Source organism: Pseudomonas asgharzadehiana (genome assembly GCF_019139815.1).
In the GTDB taxonomy this organism is placed as follows: domain Bacteria; phylum Pseudomonadota; class Gammaproteobacteria; order Pseudomonadales; family Pseudomonadaceae; genus Aquipseudomonas; species Aquipseudomonas asgharzadehiana.
The window spans coordinates 3,623,693-3,643,150 of the sequence record NZ_CP077079.1; the positions used below are offsets into that span (position 1 = coordinate 3,623,693).

The following is a 19,458-nucleotide window of genomic DNA, read 5'->3' on the forward strand; positions in this document are numbered from 1 at the left end:
TTAATACTTAGTTAATCCGCACTCCCCTTTGCCATTCCGCTCCTTTGGCATCGGTACCTCTGGGCGCCATTAAGTGGCGCCCTTTTTTTGCCGGTTATTTATAAAAGCGATTTATTCCAGAACAACATACGCCCGTACGCCGGATCAAATCTTGAATCATCAAAACCAAACTTTTTGTACGCAGACTGAGCCACAGCGTTACCTTCAAGTACTTCCAGAGTGATCTTGCAGCAGCCGCGCTGGCGAGCAATCTCTTCGACTTTCTGCAACATCTTCTGGCTCAAGCCCAGGCCACGAAACTCATCCATTACCGCCACATCGTGGATATTGACCAACGGCCGACAGGCGAACGTGGAAAACCCTTCGAAGCAATTCACCAGCCCCGCCGGCTCACCACCCACAAACGCCAGGACACTGAAGGCATGGGGGCGCTTGGCCAGTTCGCCGGGCAGTTGCGCCAATAAATCAGCGGGCAGGCTATGGCCACCGCCCATCGGGTCTTCAGCGTAGTTATTGAGCACGCGGCCAATCGCCTCGGCATGCACAGGGTTGGTGTAGCTGGCTTGCAGCACCAGGATATCTGGGGTTTCCATTGCCTTCCTCGATCACAACAAGGGAATCGTCTCCCTTTGGGGCCTCGATTGTAAGCGCGGAGTCGGCAGCGGATGAAGGAGATTAACTACAAATGTCGGCCCGAAAGCACGAAAGATACGCCGATAAAAACGCGCCGGCTGCACACGCCCGGTGTTTTTCGCACAGCACTCAGCCGAAACGCTGTAGCTGCATTTCCTGCAAGCGGCTCAGGGTGCGTCGGAAAGGAAACGCCAGGTAGCCCTCGGTATAGAGGCGTTCCAACGGTACCCGCGCTTCGATAAACAAGGGCACCTTGCGGTCGTAGCACTCATCCACCAGGGCAATGAACCGGCGCACACTGTCATCGTGCACCGACAATTGCGGCAATTCGCGGTCGCCCGCCGCTACACGCTGAACGCCATCTTCGGTACCACGGGCAATTCGGCCCGGGCGCTGTTGCGCACTCAGGTCGGGCACTTCACCCAGCAAAATCGCCTTGAAGCGATCACACAGCAGCATAAAGTCCATCGCCGCCAAGGGCTGCTCGCACAGGTCGGCATAGCGGCACCACAGCACGCTGTCACTGGCGTGCACGGCAGTGATGCAACGATGGCCGACGACCACCGGCCCGCTGCCGCCCCCCTGCCCTGCGGCCAATTGCTTGAATACGCCGGCCAGCGCGTCAGGCTGATTCACCCAATAGCGCTGCAGGCCGATGCCTGGATGCAACCGGTGGTCTTCAGCTCCATCCACCGCCACCACCTGCATGTGCCGCGTGATCGCCGCGATACCCGGCAAAAACCGCTCACGGTTGAAACCTCCGGCGTACAGCTGGTCCGGCGGCTGGTTGGACGTGCAGACCATCACCACGCCTTGCGCGAACATCTCCTGGAACAGGCGACCAAGGATGATCGCGTCGCCAATGTCATTGACGAACAATTCGTCAAAACACAGCACACGCACAGCCTGGCTCAGTTCACGCGCCAGGGCCTGCAACGGGTCGGGGGTGCCGGTCAGTTGGAACGAGCGCTGATGCACCCACGCCATGAAGTGGTGGAAGTGTTGACGACGCGCGGGTACCCGCAGGCTTTGGTAGAACTGGTCCATCAACCAGGTTTTGCCGCGCCCCACCGGCCCCCACAGGTAAACGCCGTTGATCGGCGCATGACCTTGATGCAGGGCCTGATGACAGCTTTGCAGGGCGTCCACCGCCCGGCGCTGGGCAGCGTCGGCGACGAAGCCCTGTTGGGCGATGGCGTGTTGATAGGCGGCGAGGGGCGAGTCGAAAGTCATGCCCGCGATTATGACCTACAGCGAGATATCCAGCCGTGAAATCTTGCCCTGCTCGTTGAGACGGAAGGTGTAGCGCAGCTCCAAAGGGCTGCCGGGGAAATTGCCGGAGACCACGTTGCTGACCAACACCTTGCCGGTGCGATGCTGCACTTTGAGCACCTCCACCCGGGGCTGGTAGCGCCGCGCGGTGTCTTCCATCCAGCGCGCAATGGCGGCGGTTCCGACCTGGTGCTGGCCTTCATCGAACACATTGGCGTCGTCGGCAAAACACTGGGCGACGGCCGAGGTGTCATGGGTATTGGTCGCCACGAGATAGGCCGCGATGGCGGGGGCCAATTCGGGAAGGGACATGGCACAACTCCTTGTTGGTGATTTATAGCGCCATGCTATGCCAAGGGTGTGTCAGTTTTTGTCAGGAGTGAACGGCGCGGATTCGTTCTGCTCCATCAGCTTGCGCCAGGCTCGCAACCAGTCGCTACGCCGCCCCGGATAACGCTCGCCCTGAACCTGCGCACTCGCCACACGGTCGGTGCGAAAGGTGCGATAAGCGCCGCGCAACTCACACCACGCCACGATCACCCGCACTTCATTGAGAAAGCCCAGGGCCAGCGGCCAGATCAGTCGCTGGCTCTGGGTCTGGCTGGCGTCCGCATAATCGATATGCAGCTTGGCCTGAGTGCGAATGGCCTCGCGAAACACATTGAGCGGCACGCGGTTTTCCGGGTAACCAAACCCCGGCGGGCCGGGCAACAGCGTCGGGTTGCGCAAGGCCTCCTGGGCGGCGGGGTCAAGTACATCGGCAATCTTGGCCAACGCGTTGGCAGCCGCGCGACTGAGCACCTCGTCCCCACGTTGGTCCACATAACGCAAGCCCAGCACCACGGCTTCGGTTTCCTCGGCATTGAGCATCAGCGGCGGTAAAAACAGGCCATTGCGCAACACGTAACCCACGCCGGCCTCCCCGAAGATAGGCGCTCCCAGGGCGGTCAACTCGGCGATATCGCGGTACAGCGTACGTTCGGACACCTCCAACTGCGCCGCCAGCGCGGCGGCGGTGACAGGACGTTTCTTACCCCGCAGGGCCTGCAGCAAGGTCAGTAAGCGAGCGGTACGCGACACGTTGATCCCACCGAAAAAGCCAAAAGTGCCGCAGCTTAGCAGAGCGCCCTGACAGAAAGTGTCAGCAGCAAGGTAGGCCTTTCGGTTAAAGAACAAAACGGCCTGTCATGACCGTTTTTTCAATAGCTACGCTCATGCAAGCATGGTTATCTACGTATCTCAGGTGCCAGGTTGAGCCTGTGGCGAGGGCACTTGCTCCCGTGACGAGTTGACTGGCGCCCCGGTACTGACCTGATGCACCGCTCCCACATTTGAACCGCTTACTTGTCTTGCAACTTGATCGCCTGCCCGGCCGTCACGCGAGCAAGCGCCCTCACCACAAGTTCAAGTGCATTTACCCATGCTTACGCAAGGCTCTTGCTGACCACTTCGAACACATCACTCGACAGCTCGCCCGAAGCACGAATGCGCTCCAACTCGGCCTTCATCAGCGCCTGGCGCGCGCTGTCGTATTTGCGCCAGCGGGTCAGTGGCGCCAATTGGCGCGATGCGATCTGCGGGTTGAAGCCGTTCAGTTGGATAACCAGGTCGGCCAGGAAGCGATAGCCCGAACCATCGGCCGCATGGAAGTTGATCAGGTTCTGCCCGGCAAACGCGCCGATCAATGCGCGCACTTTGTTCGGGTTCTTGAGGGTGAACGCCGGGTGCTCCATCAACTCCTGCACCCGCGCCAAGCCGCCCGGCAGGGTGCTGGCGGCCTGTACGCTGAACCATTGGTCCATGACCAGCGGGTTGTCCTTGAAGTTCTCGGCGAATACCGCCAGTGCCTTGGCCTTTTCCGCTTCGAACGGCGAGTTCACCAACACCGCCAGCGCGGTCAGGCGTTCGGTCATGTTGTCGCTGGTGTCGAACTGGTCCAGGGTGGCCGCCAACACTTCAGGCTTGCCGCTGAGCATCAGGTACGACAGCGCGATGTTCTGCAACGCACGCCGGGCAAAGTGTTCGGCCGCTGCGACATAAGGCGTCTGCTTGGACAGTTCACGATTGGCTTGATAACGCAGCCACAGCGCTTCGAACAGGTGCTCTGCCAGTTGCTGGCGGGCAAACTCGCGGGCGGCGTGGATGGCGTCGACATCCGCCACTTCGCTGATTTCCGTCAGGTAGGCTTCGCCGGGCAACGACAGCATTTCCGCGACCATCGCCTGATCCAGGCGCTCATCGCTCAACACCGTGCGCAGCGCGTCGATCAAGCGTTGGTCAAGCTTCAGCGGCTGGCCGGCCTGATGCTGGCCAATCAACTCCTGCAACACCTGCACCGCCAGTTGCTGGCCGGCATCCCAGCGGTTGAAGCCATCGCTGTCGTGCTGCATCAGGAACATCAGTTGATCGCGGCTGTACGCAAAGCTCAGTTTCACAGGTGCCGAGAAACCGCGCAGCAGCGAAGGCAGCGGCTGTTCAGCGATATCGACAAAGGTGAAGGTCTGCTCGGCTTCGGTCACCGAAAGCACCCGCGAGGTGCCAGCGGCGGCGGCTTCACCGGCCAGGCGCAAGGCAATGCCCGCGCCCTTCCCGTCCAGCAGGCCCAATTCCACCGGGATCACGAACGGCAGTTTTTCCACCTTGTCCGGGGTTGCCGGGCAGCTCTGGCGGAAGGTCAGGCTGTAGGTCTTGGCCACGGCGTCGTAGGACTCGCTCACCGCCAAGCGTGGGGTGCCAGCCTGGCTGTACCAGCGCTTGAACTGGCTCAGGTCAGCGCCGTTGGCATCTTCCATGGCCTTGATGAAATCGTCGCAGGTCACGGCCTGGCCGTCGTGGCGCTCGAAGTACAGGTCGCTGCCTTTACGGAAGCCTTCGGCACCGAGCAAGGTGTGGATCATGCCGACCACTTCCGAGCCCTTTTCGTACACGGTGAGGGTGTAGAAGTTGGAGATTTCGATAAAGCTGTCCGGGCGCACGGCGTGGGCCATGGGGCCGGCGTCTTCGGCGAACTGGTGGGTACGCAGGTACGCCACATCCTGGATGCGCTTGACCGTCGCTGAGTTCATATCGGCCGAGAAGCCCGAATCACGGAACACGGTAAAGCCTTCCTTGAGCGACAGCTGGAACCAGTCGCGGCAGGTCACGCGGTTGCCCGACCAGTTATGGAAGTATTCGTGGGCAACAATCGCCTCGACGCGCTGGTGCGCGGCATCGGTGGCGGTTTCGGCGCGGGCCAGCACGGCGCTGGAGTTGAAGATATTGAGGCCCTTGTTCTCCATGGCGCCCATGTTGAAGTCATTGACCGCGACGATCATGAAGATGTCGAGGTCGTACTCGCGGCCGTAGGTTTCTTCGTCCCAGCGCATGGATTTTTTCAGGCTGGTCATGGCGTGCTGGCACTTGTCGATGTTTTCCGGCTCGACGTAGATGCGCAGCGCCACCTCACGATTGGTCATGGTGGTGAAGCTGTCTTCGACGCACCACAGGTCACCGGCGACCAGCGCGAACAGGTAGGCCGGCTTCTTGAACGGGTCTTCCCAGGTCGCCCAGTGGCGGCCGTCTTCGCCGGGGCCGCTGGCGATCGGGTTGCCGTTGGACAGCAGCACCGGATAGCGGTGCTGTTCGGCGATCACCGTGGTGGTGAAGGTGCTCATCACGTCCGGGCGGTCGAGGTAATAGGTGATCTTGCGAAAGCCTTCGGCCTCGCACTGGGTGCAGAACATGCTGCCGGACTTGTACAGGCCTTCCAGTGCGGTGTTGCTTTCCGGGTGGATCTTGACCGTGGTGTCGAGGGTAAACGTGGCGCTTTTTGGGTGCACGGTCAGGTGGCTGTCGGTCAACTGATAGTCAGTGTCGGTCAATTCCAGATCGGCCAAATTGACGCTCAACAGCTCCAGTTGCTGACCGTCCAGCACCAGCGGCGGCAAACCGGCGCCGCGCTCGGGGTTACGGCGCATCACCAACTGCGCGTGGACCAGGCTGTGGTCCTCGAACAACTCGAAGGTCAGGTGCGTCTCGTCGATCAGGTAGTCCGGCGCCTGATAGTCCTTCAGGTAAATCATCTTCGGTTGTTCGGTGCGCATGGGTGGCATCCTTTTACTGATGCACGGCGAGCTGGTAGGCCGTGTACTTACGAATATTGATTACGCCGGTGTCGAAGATCAGGTATTGGCCCTTGATCCCCAGCAGCGTGCCTTCGGCAATCGGGTTCTTGTCCAGGTTGAAGCTGACGATCTTGGCCGGATACTGCTCCACCGGGTAGCGGATTTCCAGCGGCTCGATGTCGGTAACCGGTTGGATGGCCTGCAGGCCAAAGCGTTCCTGCAATTGCAACAGGCCATCGGCACAGGACGCGAACAGTTCATCGCGCACCTGTTTGAGGTCCACCGTCGCGGCATCGCCCTTGAGCAGTGCGCGCCAGTTGGTCTTGTCGGCCACCTGGCTGCGCAGCACGTCTTCGACGAAGCCCGATTGCTGGCGCGTGGCCACACGCATGATCGGCAACGCCTGGCTCGCGCCCTGGTCCAGCCAGCGCGTGGGCAACTGGGTGGCGCGGGTGATACCGACTTTGATGCCTGACGAGTTGGCCAGGTACACCACGTGGTCGGTCATGCAAAATTGCTCGCCCCAGCCTGGATCGCGGCAGGTGCCAGCGTCGTAATGGCAACGCTCGGGGCTCATGATGCATAGGTCGCACTGGGCCAGCTTGGTCATGCACGGGTAGCAATAACCCTGGCTGAAGCTGGTCTTGGTCTTGCGGCCGCAATGGCTGCAATGGATGGCACCGAGGTACTCCAGGCGTATATGGGTACCGATCAGCGGGTTGACCGGCACCTCGGTATCGCCCAGACGAAACGCGTATTGAACGGTCGGCTCACCGAGTTGCGCCGACATTTTGCTGACTGCACCGCGACCAATCTCAATCAATGGATCGCATCCGACTTGAACAGGATGTTCGGCACGGTGGTCGATTTGGACTGGCACTCCTGCGGGCCCATGTAGCCGGTGCGCTGGTCTTCCGGCAGGTTCTGGATTTCCCAGGCGATCACCGCTTGCAGCGACAGCTCGCGCTGTTCGGCGGTGAGCTTGCGCCCATCGGACCACTTGCCGATTTCCACGGCGAGCTTGAGGCTCTCATAGATGTCGGGCGTGATGTTTTCGATCATTTCAGCAAAAGAGGACATGCGGCTCTTCCTTATCAAATAGACGACTTGCGACGGTTGTACACACCGCCGAGCAAACCGGTCAGGCAACCGATAGCCAAGCCGCCCACATGGGCCGCGTTGGCGATTTCACCGAAGCCGATCATCGAGACCAGCCCCGACAGGCACAGCACCAGCCACACCAGCATCATCACCAGCACCCCACGGGGCAGGCGGTAAGCCGGGTTGGGCGACAACCATTGAAAAATCCAGCAATGCCCGAGCAGGCCATACAACACGCCGGACAAACCGCCGAACAGGCCAGGGCCGCCATAGGCGTATTGAGCGTAGTTGGAGACCAGACTGAACAACAGCGTCAGGCCCAGCAGGTTGATACCACCCTGGCGACTTTCGATGCGCCGGCCCAATTCCCAGTACCACATGCCGTTCATGGCCAGGTGCAGGATGCCGAAGTGGATCAGCATCGGCGTGACCAACCGCCACCACTGCCCCGACGCCAACATGTCGGCGAACGGCGTGAACTGGATGTACTCCCCCATCACCCGGAATGGCAGGAACGTCAGCCAGGCCATGGCTTGCAGGTTCTCGCCGAGCAGGGTCACCGCGCCGACGATAAGGCTGGCCAGCAGCACCAGCGCCGTCACCGGGCTGTGCCGCACCTGTTGGGCAAAGCCGGGTCGAGTCGACGGCGCCTGTTCGGGAATGTCCAATTGCCGGTCCGGATCACCGGCGGGAAACCGCTGGTACAACACGCGCACGTCATCGCTGATGCTCTCGGGCACCCACAACACTTGTTCCCCCGCCTCCTCACTGACGCGGTGGGGCACTTGCATGCGTTGCAGCAGGCTGACGAAACCACCCAGGTCAACGCTCAGGGGCAAGCGCAATACAGCCACGGTGCTCATTTAATGACCTCAGGCCGCTCAACGTCGACCCATACGAATTTACGCGGGTCCAGGCGGGTTTCCTGGTCCAGTCGATACGCCACCAGCTTGCCGTACAGCACCGCGCTGTAATCCAGGCAGGCCAGGTTCGGGCGGATCGGCGCCGGTGTGCCGCTGCGCCAGTAGTGGCCGACGAACAACAAGGGCTCGTCGACGCCGTAGCGCAGCAGGGAATTTTTTTGCGTCGATGACAACGGCGTACGCGCCACCGGCTCCGGCAATGCATCGGGCTGGAACACAATGTCGCCGTAGGTTTTCGGGTCGTCTTCCCAGAACTTGGTGCGAAAAAACGAACGCGTCAGGCCATCGCCGCCGGTGAGTGTGAGCCCATCGGGCAGGCGCATATCCGTGCCGCGCAGCAGGCGGTCGAATGCGTTACAGGCAAAACTGCCCGGCACGGCGGCGGCTTGCAGGAAGTGCTGGTCGATGCAGCCATCCGGGAAGGTCGCGCGCAGCGGTTGGATGAAGCCCTCATCCCAGCACGCGTGCACCACGCGAAAACGCCCGGCGTCGACAAACAGCGGCATGTCGTAGAACCAGCCAAGGAAGTCATGCCAGTCAGTCGGGTGGTGCTCGAACTGCGTCAGGGTCTCGTGGATCAACCGTTCATGCCGCGGCGTGTGCTCACGCACGAACTGGCGGCCGCTGCCGGGCGGTGCGGGTGTGACCCAGCCCAGGGCGTTGAACTCGTGGTTACCCATGATGCACAGCGCCTGGCCGGCTTCGGCCATGTCATGCACGATGTGCAGCGCCTCGCGGATGCGCGGGCCACGGTCGATGATATCGCCGAGGAACACCGCCATGCGCGACGGATGGCGCCAGGTGCCGCCCTGCTTGTGATAACCCATCTGGTCGAGCAGGTGCTCAAGGGTATGGGCGCATCCGTGCACGTCACCAATCAGGTCGTAGCTACGCGCGGGATCGAGCATCAGTCGCCTCCACCCCCCAAGCGGCTGCCCCAGCCAAGCTTGGTGCGGCACACTTCGTAGTAGTTGTGATCCAGTGGGTGGATCAACCGCAGTTTCTGCGCTTTTTTGCTCACGGTGATGGTGTCACCGGGGGCGCAGGTGAAATGGTTTTGCCCGTCGCAGGAGACTTGCGGGTAGATTTGCATGTCTTTGGACACCACGATTTTCAGCTCACTGTTGCCGTCGACCACAATTGGCCGGCTGGACAACATATGGGGATACATCGGCACAATCACAATGGCATCGAGCTTGGGATGCATGATCGGGCCACCGGCCGACAGCGCATAGGCAGTCGACCCGGTGGGCGTGGCGACGATCAGGCCATCGGCCTTCTGGCTGCACACGAACTGGCCGTCGATATACAGCTCGAACTCGATCATGCGCGTGGATTTACCGGGGTGCAGCACCACGTCATTGAGCGCATCGCCCTGGCCGATGGCTTCACCATGACGGCGCACTTCGGCCTGCAACAGGAAGCGGTTTTCCACCAGGTAATGGCCGTCAAGCACCTTGGCCACTTCCACTTCCAGCTCATCGGGGCGGATATCGGTCAGAAACCCCAGGCTGCCCCGGTTGATCCCCAGCACCGGCACGTTATGCCGCGCCAACGCCCGCGCCGCGCCGAGCAGGCTGCCGTCACCGCCCACCACGATGACCATGTCACAGACTTCACCGAGCATCTTGCGCGACGAGGTTTGCAGGCCGTGGCCGGGGAGAATCTCGGCGATGGTGTCTTCGAGGATCACATGCAGGTGGCGTTCCAGCAGGAATTTTTTCAGCCGGCGGACGGTGTCCAGCACCTGGGTACTGCCCAGGCGACCGATAATGCCGATATTGCGAAATTGCTCCATGGGGCTCCTGCGGGATGTGGGGTGTGGCAAAAAAGAAACGATTATGGGCGAAAGGCCGCTTGAGGCAAAATCCTTTGTCGCCGTGAAGCCTTGATGACAATGGTTCTCAGGGGTCCTGCGGCCTCCGCTCCCGGCTTGAAAGGCTATGCTCGGACCATGACTCTATTCCCCGATCTGCACACCTTGCCCCGCCAATTGCGCCACCCCGAAGTGCGCGACCTGGCGTGGGTGATGCTCGCCCCGCCGATGCTCGCGCACACGCCCTGGCCGCAGCGCCACCCGCTGGCCGGCAGCGACTGGGTGCAGGCGCCCGACCGGCTCGAGCACTGGCTGCGACAATTGGACCAGGACAGCCGCGCCTTGCAGCAGTGGCTGAGCCTGTCACGCACGCGCCGCCTGGGCCTGTATTACGAGCGTTTGTGGCAGTTCGCGGTGCAGCATGCGCCGGGTGTGGAGTTGCTGGCCGCCAACCTGCCGATCCGCCGCGCCGGGCACACCCTGGGCGAGTTGGACATGCTGCTGCGGGACCGTGATGGCGTGCACCACCTGGAACTGGCGATCAAACTCTACCTCGGGCCGCAGAACGGCGACGGCCTGGACACCGCCCAGTGGCTGGGCCCCGGCTGCCATGACCGGCTCGACCGTAAACTGGCGCACCTGGCGCAGCACCAACTGCCGATTTCGGCCCGCCCGGAGAGCCGCGAAGTGCTGGCGGCGCTGGATATCCAGCAGTTCGATGCGCACTTGTGGCTGGGCGGGTATTTGCTCTACCCCTGGCCGGGCCTTGCCACCTCGCCTCACGGCGCCCACCCGCAGCATTTGCGCGGGCGCTGGTTGCATCAACGGGACTGGAAGGCCTTTGTCAGTGCCAGCCCGCCCGGGCGCTGGCAACCCCTGCCCCGGCATGCATGGCTGGCGCCGGCGCATTACCTGGCGGATGAGGTGTGGAGCGAAGAGCGCATGCAGGCATGGCTGACCGATCTCGACCCGATGGCACCCGCGCAGTTGCTGGTACGGATGGTGCGCACCGGCGAGGATTGGCAGGAAGCGGAGCGCTTGTTCCTGGTAGCGGATCTTTGGCCGAATGTGCCGGGGGCGGGCTGATGGTCTTGCAGTGCTTGCCCCGATGGCGGCGGTACAGGCACTACATCTCATCGATATGCCGATAATCCAACTGCAACCCCGCCGCCAACGCCTGGGCCCGCCCCAACCTGATCGGCCCACGCTCGATATCCACCAGCACCCCCGCACACGCCAGTAACGGCAGCCCGCTGATGTCCTTGAGTCGCCCATCGGTAATCACCAACAGCTGTTGCTGCTCGGCGGGATAGCGCTTGCGCCGCGCCGCCAACCACTGCTGCGCCTCGCTCAACGCCGCCAGCAACGGCGTACCGCCGCCGGCACCCAGCTGATCCAGCCAGCCGGTCAAGCTTTTCGCGGCTTTGAGCCCCTGCACCTGCCATTTCGGCGACGGCCCGCTGGCCGTCAGCAACGCCATGCGCGCGCGTTGGCGGTAGGCATCATCAAACAGTTGGGCCAACAAGCCCTTGGCATCGGTCAATGCGCGGTGCCGGCGAGTCGAGGCCGACGCATCGACAATCACCAGCCACAACGCCTGGGCCGAACGACTGCGCAGGTGAAACAACAGGTCTTCACGGGCCTGCGGCCGACCGCCAAGCAAGGTGCCTGGCCAGTTGACCGCCCCCTGTTGTGCGCTGCGGGCCTTGCCCTGCCTGCCAGCATTCAAGCGCCCCGCCTTGGGACGGGCATCCGCCCCCGTGTCAGGCCGGGGGCGGATGCCTAGGGCTTTTTTGGCCAGGTGGGCACATTGCGGCGGGCGCCGGTGGGCAAGGCCGGTGCGGGCATATCGCCCCATTGGCCCTGGCCGGGAGAGGTGTCCGACGGCTTGGGTGATTGCCCTTGTTCTGGCGGGCTGGCCGGTGGCGAGTGCTCCTGGCGGCGATGGCGCAGGGCAAATTCGGCCACGGCCTCGATATCCTCTTCGCCAATTTCATCTGCGCCACGCCATGCCGCGTGAGCCCTGGCGCCGCGCAACCAGACCAGGTCGGCGCGCAACCCGTCGACACCGGCGGCAAAGCAGCGCTCGGTAATCCGCGCCAGGGCCTGGTCGTCCATCGCGACGCCGCCCAAGCGTGCCCGCGCAGCCGTGCACCGTTCACGCAAGGCTGCCTGCGGCGCGGCCCATTGCGCGCAGAACGCCACCGGGTCGCTGTCGAAATCCAGGCGACGGCGGATAATTTGTCCGCGCTCGGCCGGCAAGGTCTGCCCGCCCAGCGCCACATTGAAACCGAAGCGGTCGAGCAGTTGCGGGCGCAACTCACCCTCCTCCGGGTTCATGGTGCCGATCAGCACAAAGCGCGCCGCGTGCCGGTGGGAAATACCGTCACGCTCGATCAGGTTGGTGCCGCTGGCAGCGACATCCAGCAGCAGGTCGACCAGGTGATCAGCCAGCAAGTTGACCTCATCGACATACAACACGCCGCCATCGGCCTTGGCCAATACACCGGGGGAAAACTGTGCGCGGCCTTCGCCGAGTGCCGCGTCGAGATCAAGGGTGCCCACCAGGCGCTCCTCGGTGGCGCCCAAGGGCAATGTCACGAACTGGCCGCTGGCCAACAGGTCGGCCAGCCCACGGGCCAGGGTCGACTTGGCCATGCCGCGCGGTCCTTCGATCAGCACACCGCCGATCTTCGGGTCGATGGCAGTCAGGCACAGCGCCAGCTTCAGGTCATCGGCGCCGACCACGGCGGACAGCGGAAAATGGGGAATGTCAGTCATCAGCTGTCTTCTTCTATATCCAGCAACAGGTTTTCCAAGGCCTCACGGTACGCCCCCGGCTCCTGCCACAGGCCGCGCTGCTGGGCTTCGAGCATGCGTTCGGTCATGTCGCGCAGTGCCGCAGGGTTGTGCTGTTGCACAAACGCCCGGGTATCCGGGTCGAGCAGGTAGGCGTCGGCGAGCAAGGCGTATTGATGATCGTCGATCAGCGCGGTAGTGGCATCGAAGGCGAACAGGTTGTCCACCGTCGCCGCCATCTCGAAGGCGCCTTTATAACCATGGCGCTTCACGCCGTCGATCCACTTGGGGTTCGCCGCGCGGGAACGGATCACCCGGTTCAGCTCTTCCTTCAAGGTGCGGATCTTCGGCAGGTCCGGCTGGCTATGGTCGCCATGGTAGCTGGCGGCCTTGTCGCCGCTCAGGGTCTCCACGGCGGCGAGCATGCCGCCCTGGAATTGGTAGTAATCGTTGGAGTCGAGCAGGTCATGCTCGCGGTTGTCCTGATTTTGCAGCACAGCCTGCACCTGGCTCAGGCGTTGGGCAAATTGCCCACGGGCGGCGGTGCCCTCATCGGAACCACCGTAAGCGTAACCGCCCCAGTTCAGATAGACCTCGGCCAGATCCTCGCGGCTTTGCCACAGGCGGCCGTCAATCGCCCCTTGCACGCCCGCGCCATAGGCACCGGGCTTGGCGCCGAAAATACGCCAGCCGGCCTGTTTCGCGGCCGCGTCTTCGTCCAGGCCCGACAAACGCAAGGCTTCGCGCTCGCTGCGCACCTTGGCGGCCAACGGGTTCATGTCATCTGGTTCATCCAGGGCAGCCACCGCTTGCACCGCCGCATCGAACAGGCGGATCAGGTTGGCGAACGCATCGCGGAAAAACCCGGACACGCGCAGCGTCACATCGACACGCGGGCGGTCGAGCAGGCTGATCGGCAGGATTTCAAAGTCGTCCACTCGCTGGCTGCCCGTGGCCCAGACCGGACGCACGCCCATCAGCGCCATGGCCTGAGCGATATCGTCGCCGCCGGTACGCATGGTGGCTGTGCCCCACACCGACAGGCCGAGTTGGCGCAGGTGGTCGCCGTGATCCTGCAAGTGCCGCTCAAGAACCAGGTTGGCCGACTGAAAACCGATACGCCATGCCGTGGTGGTGGGCAGGTTGCGCACGTCGACCGTGAAAAAATTGCGCCCCGTGGGCAGTACATCCAGGCGCCCGCGACTCGGCGCGCCGCTCGGCCCCGCGGGTACGAAACGACCGCCCAGGGCGTCCAGCAGGCCGCGCATTTCGGCGGGGCCGCAGGCATCCAGGCGCGGGGCCACGACGCTGCGCAGGCTTTCGATCACCGCGTTCACATCCTCCCAACCGGGCGCTTGCAACTGCTCCACCGGGCCTTCCAGCGCCTGTTCGATCAAGCGCGCGGCGTACAACTCCAGGCGCTCGCGAGTATCACCGGCGGTACGCCACAGTTGCGTATCGATCTTTTGCAACACGCCCGGGCGGCGTCCGGTCCAGGGCTCGGCCAGGGCGCAGTCCAGCGGGTCGAAGCCCAGCTCGAACGCCTTGGCCAACACCCGCAGCACGCTCGATTGCGGGCCACGGCCATCCCCACGGGGAATACGCAGCAAGGCCAGCAAGGTATCAATGCGCAGACGGCCTTGGGGCGACTCGCCAAAGATATGCAGGCCGTCGCGGATCTGCGACTCCTTCAAGTCACACAGGTAGGTGTCCAGGCGCGGCAGCCAGATGGCGGCATCGGCATCGGCGTCGCCGTCCAGTTCAAGCTCCTGGTCGATACGGGTTTCGCGCACCAGCTTGAGAATGTCTTTTTGCAGCTCACGGGCGCGGCGCGGGTCGAGCAATTGAGCTTCGTAGTACTCGTCCGCCAACAGCTCCAGGTTACGCAGCGGGCCATAGGTTTCGGCGCGGGTCAGCGGCGGCATCAGGTGGTCGATGATCACCGCCTGGGTGCGCCGCTTGGCCTGGGCGCCCTCGCCCGGATCGTTGACGATAAACGGGTAGATATTCGGCAGCGGCCCCAGCAGCGCGTCGGGCCAGCAGTTTTCCGACAAGCCCACGCCCTTGCCCGGCAGCCACTCGAGGTTACCGTGCTTGCCCACGTGGATCACGCCATGGGCGCCGTAGGTGTGGCGCAACCAAAAATAGAACGCCAGGTAACCATGCGGCGGCACCAGGTCCGGGTCGTGGTACACCGCACTGGCATCCACCTGGTAACCCCGCGCCGGTTGAATGCCGACAAAAGTCAGGCCCAGGCGCAGCCCGGCAATCATCAGGCGGCCATCCCGAAACATCGGGTCGTTGTGGGGCGTACCCCAGCGCTCCAGCACGGCCTGGCGATTGGCCTCGGGCAAGCGCAGGAACATCGCCTCGTAGTCATCCAGGCCCAGGCTTTGATGGCAAGGGCGCAGGTCAAGGCTGTCCAGATCATTGGTGACGCCACCGAGCAGCTCATGGATCAATGCCGTGCCGCTGTCCGGCAATGCATCCGGCAGCGAATACCCTTCGGCTTGCAGCGCCCGCAGGATATTCAGCGCCGCCGCCGGGGTGTCCAGGCCCACACCGTTGCCGATGCGCCCGTCGCGGGTCGGGTAATTGGCAAGGATCAGCGCGATGCGCTTGTCTGCATTCGGTACCCGCGCCAACTCGACCCAGCGCCGTGCCAGTTCGGCGACAAAATCCATGCGCTCGGGCGCTGCGCGGTAGCACACCACGTCAGACTGGCTGCGCTCGCTGCGCCAGGCCAGGTCTTTGAAGCTGATGGGGCGGCTGATGATGCGCCCATCCAGCTCCGGCAAAGCGATGTGCATGGCCAAATCGCGCGGGCCCAGGCCCTGTTCGCTGGCCTGCCAGCCGGGCCTGTTGTCTTGGGCGCAAATGGCCTGGATCACCGGGATATTGCGGCGAAACGGGCGCAGGTGCGGAGCTTCGGGGCTTGATTGAGCAAAGCCGGTGGTATTGAGAATCAGCGCCGCGCCGACCTCGTCCAGCAGGTCCTCGACCACCGTCAGGCAACCGGGCTCTTTCAGGCTGGCCACCGCCATCGGCAACGGGTTCAGGCCCGCCACCTGCAAGCGTTGGCAGAACACGTCGATAAAACCGGTATTCGCCGCCTGCAAATGCGAACGGTAGAACAACACCGCGACCACGGGCCGTTCGGCATGCCAATCGGCCTGCCAGTCATTGAGCCGGGCGTTGGCTTTACGCGGGTGATAGATCGCGGTGCGCGCCAGGGGTTGCGGCTCGGCCCACGGGTAATCACGGCCCAGATAACCGCTGGCCAGGCAGCGATAGAAATCCAGCGCATTGCCCAAGCCGCCCTGACGCAGAAATTGCCACAGGCGCTCGCGTTGCTCGGCGTTGACCGTGCTGAGACCACTGAGTTCGGGGTCGGGACGATCATCGCCCGGCACCAGGATCAGCGTGACGCCGCGCTCGGCCAACGCCACCAGACGTTCGATGCCGTAACGCCAATAAGCGATGCCGCCATGCAACGAAATCAGGATGACCTTGGCGTGGCGCAGCACTTCGTCAACGTAGAGGTCGACCGAGGCGTGGTTCTGCACCTGCATCGGGTTGGCCAGGCGCAGGCTGGGGTAATCCTCGGGCAGTTGCTGCGCCGCTTCGGCCAGCAGCGCCAGGCTCGAATCGCCGCTACACAGGATCACCAGTTCGGCGGGGGTTTGACCAAGGTCGGCAATATTGTCGTCCGCGACGAAACCACCGGGCTGAGTCCTGAGCAGGTGCATGGGTTAAGCGCTGAGCGCGGCGCGCAATTGCGCTTCAAGGGCGGCGGCATCCAGCTCCTGGCCGATCAGCACCAGGCGCGTAATGCGCGCTTCGTCTGCGCCCCAGGCGCGGTCGAAATGCTTGTCAAAACGCGTGCCCACGCCCTGGATCAGCAGGCGCATCGGCTTGTTGGGGATCGCGGCGAACCCTTTGATGCGCAGGATGCCGTGTTGCACCACCAGTTGGGTCAGGGCGTCGAGCAGCAGCGCTTCGTCGGCTTGCGGCAGGTCGATGGAGATCGAATCAAACGCATCGTGGTCGTGATCGTCTTCGCCTTCATGGTGGTGATCGTGATGGCTGTGGCGACCATCGATGTGCTCCTCGGAGCCGGCACCCAGGCCGATCAGCACGTCGAGCGGCAGGCGACCGCTGCTCGCTTCAATGACCTTGACGGCCGGCGGCAGCTCTTCGGCGACTTCCAGGCGCACGCGGGCCAGGTCTTCAGGGCTGATCAGGTCGCACTTGTTGAGGATGACCAGGTCGGCGCTGGCCAGTTGGTCGGCGAACAGCTCGTGCAGCGGCGACTCGTGGTCCAGGTTCGGGTCGAGTTTGCGCTGGGCGTCGACCTGGTCCGGGAACGCGGCAAAGGTGCCGGCGGCCACGGCCGGGCTGTCGACCACGGTGATCACCGCGTCAACCGTGCAGGCGCTGCGGATTTCCGGCCACTGGAACGCTTGCACCAGCGGTTTTGGCAGGGCCAGGCCCGAGGTTTCGATGAGGATATGGTCGAGGTCGCCACGACGGGCCACCAGTTCGCGCATCACCGGGAAGAACTCTTCCTGCACCGTGCAGCACAGGCAGCCGTTGGCCAATTCGTAGACACGGCCGTTGGCTTCTTCTTCGGTGCAACCGATGGAGCACTGCTTGAGGATTTCACCGTCGATACCCAGCTCGCCGAATTCGTTGACGATCACCGCGATACGACGGCCCTGGGCGTTGTCGAGCATATGGCGCAGCAAGGTGGTTTTGCCCGAGCCGAGGAAGCCGGTAACGATGGTGACGGGAAGTTTGGCCAGTGTTTTCATCGGATGCCCTTTTGGGGCGGGCATACGGGACGATTGGCCCTGCGACAGCGCGCAGCAGCGGATTTCGTCACCGGATCACCCCGCCCGGTTGAATTGGAAAATCGGTTGCGAGGCAGGTCTCCTGGCTTGGGGCTTGCGGGCCGTACGACCGGCGCCGGCTGCGCCTTCCCGCCTGATCGGCAGTGGCATGGCAGTCGGTAAACCCTTCACAGTTGCGGGGGCAGCCGCGGCTTGAACCGCGTTCCCTTCTTAGCTTCGGCCTGGGCCGAAGAACCTCGAAGGGTGCAAGGCTACAGGGGCTCGGTCAATTTGACTACCGCCGCTCTGCATGCTTTCCTACAAGCCTTGTTTCGGGTGCCCTTCACAGGGTGAAACGGGAAACCGGTACGTCATATCCGTATGGCAAGTCCGGTGCTGCCCCCGCAACGGTAAGCGAGCGAAGCGTCAGATCCACTGTGCCTGTACGGCATGGGAAGGCGATGCTTTATAGACCCAGTGTCCCTCGCAAGCCCGGAGACCGGCCCGAAAACTTCAGATAACAAACCCGCGGTGGGCGGGCGCTGTTCAGAACCCTGTGGGCCTGGCTCGCGGGGTTTTCATGCGCTCGTTTCACCCTGACACCTGAAAGGGACGCGCCATGTCGATCATCAGCAGCACCTCGCACACCGCCAGCAGCACCTCCACCCTGAGCCAACGCCTGAGCGCCGCTATCGGCGCGTCGATCCTCGGTGCGTGCCTGGTGTATTTCGCCGGTTTCTCGCACATTGAGGCGGTGCACAACGCTGCCCACGATACCCGCCACAGCGCCGCGTTCCCGTGCCATTGAGACCTGCCGACATGATCAAGCGTATTGCGCAAACCGCAGGGTTCAGCGGCCTGTTGGCCGCCCTGCTGCTGACCCTGCTGCAAAGCTTCTGGGTTGCCCCGCTGATTCTGCAGGCGGAAACCTTTGAAAAAGCCCCGGCCGCCACAGAGGTTGTGCATGAGCACGCCGCCGGCGCTGCCGCGCACACCCATGACGCCGAAGCCTGGGAGCCGGAAGACGGCTGGCAGCGCGTGCTCTCGACCACGGGCGCCAACCTGGTGGTAGCCGTCGGTTTTGCGCTGATGCTGGCTGGCCTTTACACCTTGCGCACGCCGACTCGCACCGCCCAGGGCCTGCTGTGGGGCCTGGCGGGTTACGCGACCTTTGTGCTGGCGCCAACCCTCGGCCTGCCACCGGAGTTGCCGGGCACTGCCGCCGCTGACTTGGCGCTACGCCAGGCATGGTGGATCGGCACCGCCGCCTCTACTGCCGCCGGTATTGCGCTGATCGTTTTCGGCCGCAATGGGCTGCTCAAAGTGCTGGGCGCAGCCATCCTCGCGGTGCCGCACATACTCGGCGCGCCGCAGCCGCTAGTGCATTCAATGCTCGCGCCGCAAGCCCTGGAGGCGCAGTTCAAGATCGCCTCGCAGCTGACCAATATGGCGTTCTGGCTGGCCCTAGGCCTGATCAGCGCCTGGCTGTTCCGTCGCAACCGCGATGATCGCTACTCGGCATGACCTACGTGGTCGGCCTGGGCTGCCAGCGCGGTTGTGATGCAGCCACCCTGTTGAGCCTGTTTGATGCGGCCCTCGCCGAGGGCGGCATCGAGCGTCACCGTGTCACGGCACTGGCCAGCATCGACCGTAAACAAAACGAGCCGGGGCTACTCGCCCTGGCCCGATGGCTCGACCTGCCCTTGCGGTGCTTCAGCGCCGGGCAACTGGCCGTTTATGAAGCGCGGCTGAGCCATAAATCCGCAGTTGCCTTCGCCCATACCGGCTGTTACGGCATCGCCGAAAGCGCCGCCCTGGCCCTGGCCGAACAGCTCTGCGGCGGCCCTGCCCGCTTGTTGATCACCCGCCGGAAAACCGCCCAGGCCACCTTTGCGTTGGCCTGCGCCGGCTAAAATCCCGATAATCGCGCTTTCCGATCATGAGCATCCTTCATGCTCGCCCGTTTTTCGACAGGAACT

General features: G+C 63.3%; 18 protein-coding genes and 2 riboswitches. Of the genes, 4 read left to right on the top strand and 14 right to left on the bottom strand.

Annotation, left to right across the window (positions count from 1 at the left end):
- Positions 1–98: 98 nt before the first annotated feature.
- From KSS96_RS16250 to KSS96_RS16295, 10 genes are all read right to left on the bottom strand, one after another.
- On the bottom strand, positions 99–593 hold the full coding sequence (locus KSS96_RS16250; protein ID WP_017528539.1) for a GNAT family N-acetyltransferase: 495 nt from the start codon (positions 591–593) through the stop codon (positions 99–101).
- Positions 594–762: 169 nt separating this feature from the next.
- Positions 763–1,866: a cell division protein ZapE gene (gene zapE, locus KSS96_RS16255; protein WP_017528540.1), complete on the bottom strand. Its 1,104-nt coding sequence runs from the start codon at positions 1,864–1,866 to the stop codon at positions 763–765.
- Positions 1,867–1,881: 15 nt separating this feature from the next.
- Positions 1,882–2,217 carry a nuclear transport factor 2 family protein gene (locus KSS96_RS16260; protein WP_017528541.1) on the bottom strand — a complete coding sequence of 112 codons (336 nt, stop codon included), beginning with the start codon at positions 2,215–2,217 and terminating at the stop codon, positions 1,882–1,884.
- A 51-nt stretch (positions 2,218–2,268) separates the two neighbouring features.
- A complete protein-coding gene (locus KSS96_RS16265; protein WP_026067310.1) occupies positions 2,269–2,985 on the bottom strand; it encodes a helix-turn-helix transcriptional regulator in 717 nt (238 codons plus the stop codon).
- A gap of 344 nt (positions 2,986–3,329) precedes the next feature.
- Positions 3,330–5,987 (bottom strand): aminopeptidase N, encoded by a 2,658-nt coding sequence (pepN, locus tag KSS96_RS16270; RefSeq protein ID WP_217855095.1) that lies wholly within the window; start codon positions 5,985–5,987, stop codon positions 3,330–3,332.
- A gap of 13 nt (positions 5,988–6,000) precedes the next feature.
- Positions 6,001–6,831, bottom strand: coding sequence for a DUF2797 domain-containing protein (locus tag KSS96_RS16275; RefSeq protein WP_017528544.1), 831 nt, complete (start codon positions 6,829–6,831; stop codon positions 6,001–6,003).
- Positions 6,828–7,088, bottom strand: coding sequence for a YeaC family protein (locus tag KSS96_RS16280; protein WP_017528545.1), 261 nt, complete (start codon positions 7,086–7,088; stop codon positions 6,828–6,830). The genes KSS96_RS16275 and KSS96_RS16280 overlap by 4 nt, the downstream gene beginning before the upstream one ends.
- A gap of 14 nt (positions 7,089–7,102) precedes the next feature.
- A complete protein-coding gene (locus KSS96_RS16285) occupies positions 7,103–7,972 on the bottom strand; it encodes a rhomboid family intramembrane serine protease (RefSeq protein WP_068936621.1) in 870 nt (289 codons plus the stop codon).
- The gene (locus KSS96_RS16290) at positions 7,969–8,943 is read right to left on the bottom strand and encodes a metallophosphoesterase (RefSeq protein ID WP_161979896.1); all 975 of its coding nucleotides are present in this window, start codon (positions 8,941–8,943) and stop codon (positions 7,969–7,971) included. The genes KSS96_RS16285 and KSS96_RS16290 overlap by 4 nt, the downstream gene beginning before the upstream one ends.
- A complete protein-coding gene (locus tag KSS96_RS16295) occupies positions 8,940–9,830 on the bottom strand; it encodes an NAD(+) kinase (protein ID WP_003217892.1) in 891 nt (296 codons plus the stop codon). The genes KSS96_RS16290 and KSS96_RS16295 overlap by 4 nt, the downstream gene beginning before the upstream one ends.
- A gap of 156 nt (positions 9,831–9,986) precedes the next feature.
- Between KSS96_RS16295 and KSS96_RS16300 the strand changes: the two genes are divergently transcribed.
- On the top strand, positions 9,987–10,934 hold the full coding sequence (locus tag KSS96_RS16300) for a DUF1853 family protein (protein WP_065878879.1): 948 nt from the start codon (positions 9,987–9,989) through the stop codon (positions 10,932–10,934).
- Positions 10,935–10,974: 40 nt separating this feature from the next.
- Here the strand turns inward: KSS96_RS16300 and KSS96_RS16305 are convergent, their stop codons facing one another.
- The 4 genes from KSS96_RS16305 to cobW are packed head-to-tail and all read right to left on the bottom strand — an operon-like array spanning position 10,975 to position 17,461.
- The gene (locus KSS96_RS16305; protein WP_065878878.1) at positions 10,975–11,577 is read right to left on the bottom strand and encodes a vWA domain-containing protein; all 603 of its coding nucleotides are present in this window, start codon (positions 11,575–11,577) and stop codon (positions 10,975–10,977) included.
- Positions 11,578–11,630: 53 nt separating this feature from the next.
- Entirely contained in the window at positions 11,631–12,629 is a 999-nt protein-coding gene (locus KSS96_RS16310) for a magnesium chelatase ATPase subunit I (protein ID WP_116078529.1), read from the bottom strand.
- Positions 12,629–16,396, bottom strand: a complete 3,768-nt coding sequence (gene cobN, locus KSS96_RS16315; RefSeq protein ID WP_116078528.1) for a cobaltochelatase subunit CobN — start codon at positions 16,394–16,396, stop codon at positions 12,629–12,631. Before cobN ends, KSS96_RS16310 begins: the two co-directional genes overlap by 1 nt.
- A 3-nt stretch (positions 16,397–16,399) precedes the next feature.
- Positions 16,400–17,461, bottom strand: coding sequence for a cobalamin biosynthesis protein CobW (cobW, locus tag KSS96_RS16320; protein ID WP_017528552.1), 1,062 nt, complete (start codon positions 17,459–17,461; stop codon positions 16,400–16,402).
- Between the two features lie 94 nt (positions 17,462–17,555).
- A riboswitch (cobalamin riboswitch) is annotated at positions 17,556–17,754 on the bottom strand.
- 42 nt (positions 17,755–17,796) lie between these two features.
- Positions 17,797–18,001, top strand: a riboswitch (cobalamin riboswitch).
- A 97-nt stretch (positions 18,002–18,098) separates the two neighbouring features.
- On the opposite strand from cobW, the gene KSS96_RS16325 reads away from it, so the two are divergent.
- The 3 genes from KSS96_RS16325 to KSS96_RS16335 are packed head-to-tail and all read left to right on the top strand — an operon-like array spanning position 18,099 to position 19,392.
- A complete protein-coding gene (locus KSS96_RS16325) occupies positions 18,099–18,287 on the top strand; it encodes a CbtB domain-containing protein (protein ID WP_017528553.1) in 189 nt (62 codons plus the stop codon).
- Between the two features lie 11 nt (positions 18,288–18,298).
- Positions 18,299–19,003 (top strand): CbtA family protein, encoded by a 705-nt coding sequence (locus KSS96_RS16330; RefSeq protein ID WP_017528554.1) that lies wholly within the window; start codon positions 18,299–18,301, stop codon positions 19,001–19,003.
- Positions 19,000–19,392 carry a cobalamin biosynthesis protein gene (locus KSS96_RS16335; RefSeq protein WP_065878870.1) on the top strand — a complete coding sequence of 131 codons (393 nt, stop codon included), beginning with the start codon at positions 19,000–19,002 and terminating at the stop codon, positions 19,390–19,392. Before KSS96_RS16330 ends, KSS96_RS16335 begins: the two co-directional genes overlap by 4 nt.
- Positions 19,393–19,458 lie beyond the last annotated feature (66 nt).